The sequence below is a fragment of the Ancylothrix sp. D3o genome (genome assembly GCF_025370775.1).
In the GTDB taxonomy this organism is placed as follows: Bacteria; Cyanobacteriota; Cyanobacteriia; order Cyanobacteriales; family Oscillatoriaceae; genus Ancylothrix.
The window spans coordinates 816,040-827,938 of record NZ_JAMXEX010000001.1 but is presented as its reverse complement, the minus strand read 5'-3'; the positions used below and the strand labels follow the sequence as shown (position 1 = coordinate 827,938).

Sequence of the window (11,899 nt, the reverse complement as noted above, 5' to 3'; positions counted from 1 at the left end):
ACCTAATTTGTTAATAAGTTTAAGTTTAGGACAAGGTTGCTTCAGATTTGGATAACTCTGCCTGGACGACTTGCCGGTAAAAGTTCTCTAAACCGGCCACACAAACCTTGTCATTAAAAACATTATCATGGCTCTCTGAAATTTTTTGAATGAGGCTTTTTCTCCATTCGGGATCAAGGGCTAATTTTACGGCAATTTCGATATATTCTTGTTCATTTTTTGCAATCGTTTCTGTGACTCCTAACATTTTTAAGATGGCGTAGGAATGACGCCCTCGCATAAATTCCCCTGGAAAAGTGACAACCGGCAAATTGCAGGCAATAGCTTCTAGGGTTGAATTTCCACCAGACCATTCTAATGTATCTAAAAAGATATCAGCAACTAAGTTGAGGTTTAAATAGGCAACCCAACTTTGCGTTGGAAGGATAACACAATAGTCTTCGCTATTTAAATTGACTTGCTCAAAAGCTCGCTGAAGGCGTTTTTTAAGTTTTTCATTTACCGAGTTATTGTAAGAAAGAAAGGCAAATTGAGATTGGGGAACATGACGGGCAATTTCAGCAATAATCCAGTCATATTGCGGCAAATATTTAAACAAAGATTGGCAGCATAAATATAAGATTGCATCTTCACGAACGCCATAGTCTAAGCGAGTTTTTGTTTTTTCTGGAAGTTCGGGTTTTTCATAGGAAAATCCCAGGTTTGGTAGGCGAATTAATGTTTCTGAATAATGTTCTTGAGCGTTTTCTGGCTCCATTAAATCGCTCGATAGGTAATAGTCTATAGTTGGGGAACCGGATGTAATTGGATGTCCCCAGGCGGTACATTGGGCTGGGGCTAAACGCAGGCCGCTCATTTGAGTTATTTGAGGAGACATTCCTATATCTGTAAAAACTAAAATGTGCAAGTTATCGCTAATAATTTGCTTGCAGGCTGCTTCTAAGTCATCGGGAATATGATAGTAAAAGTCACTAGATAGGCTGAATCTTTTGGTGATTTTGTCGGTTTCACGCCCTAGATGATAGGAGTATATTTCAAACTCATTGCTGGGGTGATTTTTTATCCAACCTAGAGCCCATTTAGCACCGTTATGCCATTTTAAATTTGCTGAAACATAGCCGATGCGAATTTTGCCTAAAGGGCTGAGGGGTGGCATTGGTAAAGGTTTCACCCAGTTAGGGTAATTGGCAGCCATGACTTTATGTACAAATTCCCCATATTGTTTTTGTAGTTCTAAATCATTGCGGCATTGGTATTGTAAATAGAAGTTTGTCCACGATCCTATGCCATTTAAAACTTTGGCTTTTGCTTGTGGGGTAGTGAGGGAGGTTTGCTGGATTATTTCTTGTAAACGTTCTGTAAATTGCTGTCGGTATTCGTCAATTTCTTGGGGAGTTTCGTACAAAACCGGCAGTGTGAGTTTGCTGAGAATTTTTAAAGCTAAATCATCGGGGACAAATGCCAAAGCTTCAGCAGCAAGAGTTATTGCTTCTTGGGTGTATCCCATTCTTTGCAATGTCAGGCTATACCAAAAGTAAAGGCTGCCTTCTTTTGGATAATAATTTAATCCATCTTTATAGAGTTCGATAGCGGCTTCATCTTGTTTTTCTGAGGTGTAACAGGAAGCCAGGCAAATATAAAACTCTACTTCCGGTGTTTCTGTATTGATTTCTCGAAATTTTTGAAAGTGGCTAATCGCTTCTTTATATTTGCCTCTGCGATAGGCGGTGTATCCATAGTAAAGGGCTGCTTTGCTGGGTTCTTGTTTGGTTTCAAATGCGAATCCCAAGTTAAAAGCAATATCAGAATTACCTGGTTTTAATTTGAGGGCTTTTTGATAGGTTTCTATGGCTTGATCTATCTGTTTGCGCTCCATTAAAACGTTACCCAAGTTCAAATAGCTGCCAAAGTGATCGGGATTGGCTTCTATGGCTTTGCAATAAATTTTTTCTGCATCTTCGAGATGTCCTAAGTTATAATAAATATTTCCCAAATTGTTATAGGCTTCTATTAATTTGTTGTCGAGGCTAATGGCATATAGATAGGCGTGGGCAGCTTGAGAAGTATCATTAAATTTTTCAAAAGTTAAGCCTAAATTATAGTGAATTGCTGGGTTATTATCATCTATTTTTAAAGCTTTAATGAGGCTTTTTTGTGCTTTATCAAAGCTTTCTTTGACGAGATAAAAAATGCCAAGATTGAGCCAATGCTCAGCATTCTGCCGGTCTAAATGAATCAGGCTTAGATAGTGTTTCTCGGTGTCCCTATAGTTGAGTTGATTATAGGCTAAAGCTGCTTGCTTATCCAAGTTACAAAGGAGGTTTGTCTTTTCTTCTGAAGGTAAGCTATAAATTGATTGAATAACCGATTTATCTTCTTTTTCCTGAAAGGTTTCCCAGGAATAATTATGAGTTTGATTGATATCCCAACTCAAAATCTGTAAACCTTGCCAAATAGGATAATCACCGGTATTTGAAAAATCTAGTAACATTTGGCATTGGGGATGGGTAGCTAAAAAATCCCAGGTTGCTTGTTTTAGAGCTTCCCAACTGCTGTTTTTAATGATAATCAATGCCTCGTCCGCGAGCAAGGGTTTTGCCAGCATTAAAGCCATTAAATGCGAACGATAATCGTGTGTTCCATCATAAAAATAAACCCCTATCTTATCTTCGGTTTCTAAGTTTCGCAGTTCAAACAAAAATTCTTGTAAGTCTTGTTCGCAAAAAAATACTTGATTTTCTAATCCAAAATCACTTAAATTTTTGAGCAGTTTTTCGTAGCTTTCTCCCCCAAGATCAAACTCGGAAAAGTTTTCAACTGCATAGGCCATTTTTTCAGGATGGTTATGTAAGGCTGCGATTAAGTTTGCGCCTTCAAAACAACCTATTTCGCAGTAAACTTCGTTGCTTTCCATACAGGAAACGGCAAAGTTTAACAACTGCATGATATTGGGGTTGGTGGTTTCTTCTGGTTGCTCAAGAATTAAGTTGAAATCATTGCATTTAGGGTAAACTGTGCTATTTCCCCAGTTGTGATAAAGCGCCGGCAGTTGTGAAATAAAATTTTGATAGTCCATATTTTTGCTAACCAAAAAAATTAATATATAGTTTTTCGCAAGACGGGGTTTAAGCTTTGTTTATGTTCTCTCATAAGCGTTCTGTTTGGCTTAAGCTGTCTGAAGTATAGGCGGTTAAAATCTTGTGGGTTTGTACTTCTGCAAGAGTTTGTTGGTTTTCATTTTCCAAAATAATCCTAGCATGAATTTTTGGCAGTAGCATTTGCCATTGCATTTTGCTAAGGTTGCCGAAAAGGGAAATTTCCGGGCCATCTTCGACATCTAAATCTTCGCTCATTAGCAGTTCCATAACAATGCTCGAAATTGTTAAATCTGCTGTTTGTTCGGCAATATTAGTGGTGTCTATGAGCATGGTTATTTGATGCTTTTGTGGGTGGTTAATCGCCACACGCAGAACGTTCGATAAATCTTGAAAAAGCAACTCTTCTGATTGATTCCAGTCGGGAAATAAAACTAAGTTTATGTCTCGGAATTTGAAGGCGTGAGTGAGTTGATCTGTATCATATTGTTGAATTATGTTTTTAAACATAAGTTCGAGTTTTGCTGCATAAGAACGACTATCTAAAAATAAGGGATTTGCTTGCATTTTTTGCTTTATTTCTTGGCTTGTATTTTGTAGCAAGTTGGGGTTATTTGCCATATTGACTGCTTTTTCAATATAAGTTTCTTCACTGTCGGCAATAAGTTGAGTAACTTCTAAAGCTTGCAATAGCGATGAGGCAATTGTGTTGCTAAAATTTCCTTGTTTTGTAATCACCGGCAGCCCTATTTCTAAAGCTTCGATAATACCCTGGCTTTCAGCAAAAGACATTGTATCAAGATAAATATTGCCGATTTTAAGGCATTTTTTAATGTCTTCTCGGTTGGGGTTGGGGGGGTCTAAAATAATCAGCCGATTTGATGATATTCGATTTTTGGTGAATTGGTTTTTCAGGCTTGTTGAAAAAGCATTTTTAATATAATTAGCTATTGGTTTTTGGGCAAAAAGTAAAATGAGTAAAACTGAATCATTAACATTGGCTATAATTTTTGCCCAGGTTTCTACGACTTCTGGAGTGAGGCTAAAAAAGTTAGCTGCTGAAACAAAAACCATGCTGTTTTCAGAGAGTCCTAAGCTTTCTTTATTTACTAGAAAGCTGGCTATTTCTGATAAGTCGCCATAGCTAAAACAATGGCTGAAATTGTCAATCTTAATGAGGTTTTTTTGCTCTTCTTCCGTTTGATAATTTTCGCTGAATTCACCGACAATGTAATAATCGATTTGCTGTATGCCGGTGGTAAATGGTGAGGCGGTATTAGTTATTTGTACTCTGGCAAGCCGGTGTGCGGCAAGTAAACAAATAGGATTGATTTCGGTGGTAATATCGGCGGCAATATATAAAATATCTAGCTCATCATTCCGAATCAAATTAACAGCTTCTTTTAAATTTATTGGGAGTAGTTTAAAGGAGTTGACGCAACTTTGGCAGTATCGTTCAAGGCTGTGATCAGTTTGGGTAAAGGAATACAAAATAACTTCAAATTCCCGGCTAATATATTCGTAAACTGGCAAAGATACAAAAGTTTCGGCGCTTGGTATCAAAGGTGCAGCAAGGATACCCAGCCGAATTTTTTTGGTTAGAGTACGAGTTGGAAATTCCCAGTCGAGTTGGTGGCCGGTGTTTGTCAAAACGTATTCTATCAGTTCTGCTCGTTTGACATAAATATCTTTGAGGTTAGCTGGATTAAAATAAAACCAAATGAAGTTAGCGTTTTGGACAAATTCTGAAGCAACTTCCATCCAAACAAAGGAATTGTGTTCACTTAAAATAGCTTGGTGTAGATACTCGACCCACTGCTGTAAATAGGAGTTATAATGCTCAATTTCTCCTGCTTTTGTAAAATATTGGGGAAATTGTAAAACATATTTTATATAGGCGATAACAAACCATTGGGGGATGCGGGAAAGGTCAACCGGCACAGGTAATTGATCTGCACGCTGATAAAGCATAGCTGCCAGAAGGTACTGGATTCCTCCTGAGTTTTCAAAATTTTTTGCTAACTCTTCTGTAAGTCTACTAATAAAAGTTTGTTCGCTCTCGGTAAGGGGTTCCAATTTGAGACTACTGTCAAGTATGATTTGATGAGCTTCGCCTAAATTATTAGCGTAGTTGATAAATAGTTGTTCGTCTGGAACTTGTAACCATAATTCAGCAATTTGCTGCCGGACTTGCCGAATGGAATTTAATAAATCTGATGCGTCTCGGTTGTTAGAATCTTCAATTTGTTGATATAATTGAGATACAAACTCTGGGGAATTCAGGAATAGCTGTTCCTTATTATTTTTATAATTTTCTACAACAATTGCCAGGATTTCGGCCAATTTGTTTTCAGAAGCTGTGATCTCTTTTTGCAGACCTAGTTGAGGAATAACTTCTTTTTCTACAAAGGTTTTTAATTGCTGATGCCAGCCGTAGCGTTGAGTTGTATATAAAACAGATTGAGCTACTTTTCCATATTTTCCAAATTGCATCATAAAGTTGCGGATATAATTTAAATAAGCCTTAAAATCGATAGGGATTTTTTGATGGAATTGTTGGCGAGCTTCTGCAAAGCTTTTTGTGAGAGAGATGCGGATACATTCTACGAGGGTTTCTGGGGGTGTATCTGTCATTTCTATAAACTGTTCAGTTGAATTTCCCCAATATTCAAAATCATGGGCAACTGAGGCATATACAGAGGTAGCACCGGCCAATATTTGTATAATTGGTAAAGGTTTTGCCCAGTCTGTAAGGGCAATTTGAGTGACTCCACTGGAACAGCCCACAAATAAGCTGCAATATTTTGTTAATTCGGCATTTTCTCTGAGGCTAATTACACTTCCATCAATGATCCGTTCGTCACCTGTTGCAATCTTGATGTGTGTCGATAATATAACTTTTGAATCGGGCAAAATTTCTAGCAGTTGCTTAGACACATTTAACGCATACTGCGGAGTTACCATCGACTGACCACTGCTGGGAGTACATTCAAATAAAATAACGTGCTGACATTCCTGCAATTTGTAGAATTCACCAAATTTTTTTACATTTTCAACTTCCTGATGCCGTAATCTTAAAATATTTTGCACCGGCACAGTTATCGGATTTGGATAAGCCCGAAAAATAGAAGGTCTAATTGTGCTGTCATAATACTCAAAATCTGGGTAAATTTGTGTTAGAAATATTTCGTCAAATTCTCCTTCTGCTTGACGTTTTTTTGCTTCCTGCACAAATTTATACCAAGAACCGGCCCAATCTTCTCGCTTACCTACATTTATCTCCCAAATTTCATCAACAAATGGGTTTTCTTCAATAACGCTGCGGCACATTGAAGAAATACCCCACGTTAAATGACACCCCGGATAATCCTCTTTAATTTGTCGTGCTAGGGTGGTTGCATAAAGGCAGTCACCATTAGACACAAGATGACCAAGTAAAACTTTTTTACCGACTTGTTTTTGCGCTTCGTTTCCTAAGTTTGGATCAATTGTAAAAAATTTTGCCCAACTACGCTGGATTTGCAAGCGGGGGATTTCTGATATTAGCGATGTGGGGCTACCTTCCAAGACAACAAGCTGATCGATATAGGAAATATTGTGCACCAGTGCCTTATTTTCTTCGGAAATAAACCAAGTAATAAAACAGTGCGGTTCAGCAGCTTTTAAAGTTTGAGCTTTTGATAAATAACTATAAATTACTTCGGCATTTTCAAAAATAGCAAAGCCGTAGTGTTTACGCACTGGCGCGTAGGGAGAGGAGTTGGCTTGAGAGATTTTTTTCATTTTTTTGAATTTTATGTATTAATTTTATTCTTTACTCTAGCATCATTTTTGCCAGTTTTTGGAGGCTTGTTTTTGGTTTCCATCCTAAGCTTTGGATGAGCGCCGGGTTGGAAACTAATCTTTTATATTCTACCTGAAAATTAGGTTGGGTTTCGACAAACAATTGCCAATTTAAACCTAATTTAGAAAAGCATTCTTCTACCCATTGTTGGATGCTATACGTCTGGCCGGAACCAATGACCGTTTCAAAAATATTGTCTTGTTCTATAAGGGTAATAATAGCTTCTGCAACATCCCCCGCAAATGTCCATTCTTTTTGTACAGAAAGGTCGCCTATATAGAGTTTTTCCTGCGAACCCTGCGCGATAAGTTTGGCTGTCATTGCAACTTTTTGGCTGACATGATTGGGTTTCCTCAAAGGGCTTTCGTGATGAAATAAATACCCCACATACGTTTTTAAACCCAGGCTTCTATAGTAGCGTGCAGCATACACTGATTGGATTCGAGCAATGGCATAGGGACTGCTGGCTTCAAAGGGATGGTTTTCAGAAATAGCTTTGCCATCATTGAAGAATTGAACGCCGCTACCGGTGATAAAAATTTTGGAGTTTGGGCTATGTTTATAAGCGGCTTCTAAAAGGTTGAGAGTGCCGGTGGCAATTGTGGCATGATTTTCAAATAAGGCATCGTGACGGGTGGTAGAGTTAGCTGCTAAGTGAAAAATGTAATTTGGGGTGGTATTTTTTATAATTTGCTGGACTTTTTCGTAATCAGAAATGTCTGCTATTTTAGGGCCGGTGCGAGAAAATTTTAAGGTTTCAATTCCTTTTTGTTCGCACAGTTGACTTAAATAGTGTCCATCTTGCCCACTCGCTCCAAAAATTAATGCTTTCATAGCTTTTTCTGAAATACCAGCATTCCAAAAGTATAGCTCACAGTTGGATCAGGAGAATAATAACCTTTTCTGATAATGGCTTCTCCTAAAGACCAGTCTACTTCTTCAACCAGATATAGATTTTTTTTCTCGCATTCTTCAATTAAAATTTTAACAGCGGTTTCATCAAGGATATTCCACGATAAATCATAAAGTTTAACTGCCGGTGTTACTTTGGGATTCCAGTAATCAAATGTCAAATACAACTTGCCCCCAAAGCTTAAAATTCGAGAAACTTCTGCGGCAAATTTTTCAAAGTCAACTTGGTGTTCTATGACAGAAAGACAAGTAATATTACTGAAATAATTACTTGGTAAACCCGTATTCATTAAGTCGCCAATGATATACTTAACTCCCTCTACCGGCACATCAGGAGGTTGGAGATCAATGCCATATTTTTTCCCTTTGATATTTTTCAAAACAGCATTTTTCAAAATGTAGGAATCGGAACTTCCCATATCTAAAAAGTTACCGTCTGATAGATCATGGATAATATGTGCTAAATCCCAATCTTTACAGACTACGTTATGAGAAACATAGCCTTTTTTATGCAAATATTCGGTACAGGCATAGATTTCTCCTTTCGATTTCAAAAATTTGCAAAAAGTAGGCGGTATAGAAACTTCTTCTCCCGTTGAAAACTGTTTATTTAGCTGTTTTTCGAGCCTAGAGTAATTGGAGGGGAAGGGTGTGCCGGTTGTAGCAAATATTGTTCTATCATCGGGAACTATTAAAAAATTGATTTTATTAATTGTTTCTGCAACTTTATAACCGATTAGCTCGATCAAGTTAATATAATCTTGGAAAGATGTTTTAAATTCATCTTGAAACTGCTCTTCAAATTCAAAAATTATTGGCATCTTGTGCTGTTTAATCGTCTCAATAGCACCACGCATGACAAATAAATCGCTGCCTTGGACATCCACTTTCATAAAACTTATGGGTGTCTGAATATTCAAGCTATCAATTGTAATTGTTTCTACAGTTCGGGCTTCTGTTCGATTGGGAGCTATAGGATAGGAACCAAATCTCTGGAAATCAGGAACCGGGTAAAACATCAGGCTGCCGGTTTTATCATAAACTGTTTTATTGTAAGCTTGAATATTGCGGCACTTATTGGCAGCAATATTTTTTTTCAAAATGCTAAATACATAATCATCAGCCTCAAAAGAATACACTTGTCCCTCTTTTCCGACAAATTGGGAAAACAATAAAGACATTTGACCAAAATTTGCCCCTATATCAAGAACCGTTGAATTTCTTGTTATGTATTTGTGGGCAGTTTCTAGCACCTCTCCTTCAAAAACAAGGCCGGCTTTTATATGATTATGAATTACATTATAGGTGGCATCTGCCGGCAAATAGTAATTCCCAATAGGAGTTTGATAATACAATAAAGAAGGTTTAGATCCTATTTTTTCCTGCTCTCGTATTTCTGAGCTTAAATACCCTCCTATTTCTTCATTGTTTACCTGATTTTTACCTTCTATAAACTGTTGTAAAAAATTTTGTAATTCAGCATACTTTTCTGCATACACTACTGGATTATCTTCATTACTCCAAACCTTCACCGGCAAATCCCAACCCACAATACAACGAGGTTTATAACGATTAGTCTCGGTTTGGGTTGCTGCATTTACCGCACTACCTTTCATCAAAAACCCTGAGCATTTATCGCCCAACTTAGATAATTCTATCAAATTTAATTCACTGCAATCGAAAATATTAGCAGCACTGGTTGCCGGTTTTGCCGCACAGTAAAAATTTAATGTAGGAAACTCTGAGGCAATTTGCTTTAAATGCTCATTAAGATAAAAGTAATTTTGACCGGAAAAAGTTTCTCCGTTTTCCACCAAAATGCTATTGGGTTTAACTTCTATATTGACTTCACAACCTCCAAAAAAAGCAATCCTTGGTGTGGTACTAGATGTTGGTAAGCAATAAAGGTGATGCAATTTGTAATGGAATAGCTGCCGGTTTAAAGTGAGAACGTTATTTTGATAACTTATCCCATATAGTGCCAAAATATCCTCAAAAACTCCAAAACCGATATTAAGAAAAACGGCATCTTTAGAACAATTAGGGGTTGGAGATAAACCCTTATATTGGCTGCCTTGATAAGTTACCACCGGCAATTCTAAATCTTCCCACAAGTAAGCACATTCTTCCAGACACTCCAGGGTAATTTCCACATCAGGAAAACTTGATCTGACAGCTTGAATGAGACATCTCGTCAAGATTACATCCCCGTTGCGAAAACTGTTATGAAGGAAAAAATGTGTCATACTTGCTCCATTGCGGTTTACTAGGTGTTAATATTTTATCACTTCAATAGTAGGCAAAGGAAAAATTAAGCCGGTACCATTTCTCAATGTTTCTTCTTCGCGCTTGACAAATTCTTCTTTAAAATGCCAAGGCAAAACTAAATAATAGTCCGGTTTTTTTGCTCTCGAATCAGCTTCGCTGATAATTGGAATATCCGTTCCTAGCGTATAAGCGCCATATTTATCTGGATTCCTTTCTGCAGCAAAATCGATAAGTCGGTTATCAATTCCGCACCATTGTAAAATGGTATTACCTTTTGTTGAAGCACCATAAATATGTATAGTTTTTCCTTCTTTTTTTAACTTTTTGAGTAGATAAGTTAGTTGCTCTTTATGGACATTAATACGATCTTGAAAATTCCTGTAAGGTTTATCCGTATCCAATTCCATATCAAACTCTTCTTGTCGCAACTGTTTGATACGCTGGATTGCTTCTTTGTTTTTAAAAGCAAAATTATCAACGTGAGTCGCATAACAGCGAATACTACCGCCGTTGATATCATTTTCCACCGCATCCACTATTTTTAAGTCGGCTTTTTTAAGCAGATATTCCAGCACTGCCAAACTATAATACTCTAAATGCTCGTGGCAAATAGTGTCATAGGAATTCATTTTTAGCATTGATGGCATATAGGACATTTCAAAAATCCAAATTCCATCTTCTGCCAGCACTCTTTTGATTTCTTTGCAAAAATTGACAGGATCTTCCAAATCATAAAACATGGCGATGGATGTTATGATATCAAATTTTTCGCCTTCCAAAACTTTCAACAATTCTTCGGAGGGAAAAATATCTTGAATCGCCGTAATATCACCCCCAATTTCTTGAGCCACATCGGAAGGATCAACGCCAAATTTTATATAATCTGATGGGTAACATTTCAGCAAAGTGCCATCATTACAGCCAATATCTAACACCCGTGCTTTGGTTTTTCCAATTAAAATAACTGCTTCTTCTGTAATGGAGCGCAAATGATTCCTCATCGTCTGGTTTGTCCCAGAGCGATACCAATAAGCAGAATACAAAACCTCCGGTGGAACGGTGTGTTCCATTTGCAGCAAACCGCAAGCTTTCTCATCAATTGTGGGGTCACAACGGACAAGAGTTGTGGAAATTTTGCGCGTTGGTGGCTCTTCTTTTCCTGGTTTTATGAAGGAACCTTGCAGGTATTGCTCGCCTAAGTTAATCACATGAGTGAGAGCAGGAGAACCACAGACACGACAGGTTTTGCGATGAATTAAGTGCATAAGAAAATTTTGTTAATTCTTGGAACAGTTTAGAGTTTCTACAAGGATTTTAAAAGTTTTATCAATTTCATCTATACATCTATTTCTTTCTAAATTCAAAACGGCTAATTTTTTAACCACTTTATCTTTCTCCTCTACCGGCACCTTTTCAAATTCATAAACTTTTTCTTGTTCGTGCCACAATTTACAATTTACCTCAGCCAATTGCGAAAAAACTTCTCCTATATTTCCGGCTACCTCTGGAAGTTCATTACCTTGTTGTTTATAAACTTTATTCGCTGCAAAAACAAGGCGTTCTAAAGGAATTTGACCTGCTACGGCGGCGCTCACAAATTCGTTAATTTCATCCTGAAGTTGCTTTTGTTGATCGGCCAGACTTTCCAGCCTTCTTTCATCGTCCGAATGCCATTGTTTCAATTTTATAATTGTTAATTTATCACAAAGAGAACCCAGTGTTTCCGCCATAGATGTTTCCTCTATTTGTTGCTCTTTTCTATAAATAAAATCCCTAAGTT

At 37.4% G+C, this 11,899-nt stretch carries 6 protein-coding genes; all 6 read right to left on the bottom strand.

Annotated elements, in window-relative coordinates:
* Nucleotides 1-25: 25 nt before the first annotated feature.
* The 6 genes from NG798_RS03465 to NG798_RS03440 all read right to left on the bottom strand — a co-directional run bounded on the left by NG798_RS03465 (nt 26) and on the right by NG798_RS03440 (nt 11,849).
* Complete coding sequence (locus NG798_RS03465) at nt 26-3,076, bottom strand: tetratricopeptide repeat protein (protein ID WP_261220388.1); 3,051 nt, start codon at nt 3,074-3,076, stop codon at nt 26-28.
* A gap of 70 nt (nt 3,077-3,146) precedes the next feature.
* Nucleotides 3,147-6,878 (bottom strand): hypothetical protein, encoded by a 3,732-nt coding sequence (locus NG798_RS03460; protein WP_261220387.1) that lies wholly within the window; start codon nt 6,876-6,878, stop codon nt 3,147-3,149.
* A 31-nt stretch (nt 6,879-6,909) separates the two neighbouring features.
* Nucleotides 6,910-7,773 (bottom strand): GDP-mannose 4,6-dehydratase, encoded by an 864-nt coding sequence (locus tag NG798_RS03455; protein ID WP_261220386.1) that lies wholly within the window; start codon nt 7,771-7,773, stop codon nt 6,910-6,912.
* Nucleotides 7,770-10,097, bottom strand: a complete 2,328-nt coding sequence (locus NG798_RS03450) for an FkbM family methyltransferase (protein ID WP_261220385.1) — start codon at nt 10,095-10,097, stop codon at nt 7,770-7,772. Before NG798_RS03450 ends, NG798_RS03455 begins: the two co-directional genes overlap by 4 nt.
* 27 nt (nt 10,098-10,124) lie before the next feature.
* Complete coding sequence (locus NG798_RS03445; protein WP_261220384.1) at nt 10,125-11,384, bottom strand: class I SAM-dependent methyltransferase; 1,260 nt, start codon at nt 11,382-11,384, stop codon at nt 10,125-10,127.
* 12 nt (nt 11,385-11,396) lie between these two features.
* On the bottom strand, nt 11,397-11,849 hold the full coding sequence (locus NG798_RS03440) for a hypothetical protein (RefSeq protein ID WP_261220383.1): 453 nt from the start codon (nt 11,847-11,849) through the stop codon (nt 11,397-11,399).
* Between the last annotated feature and the right edge of the window lie 50 nt (nt 11,850-11,899).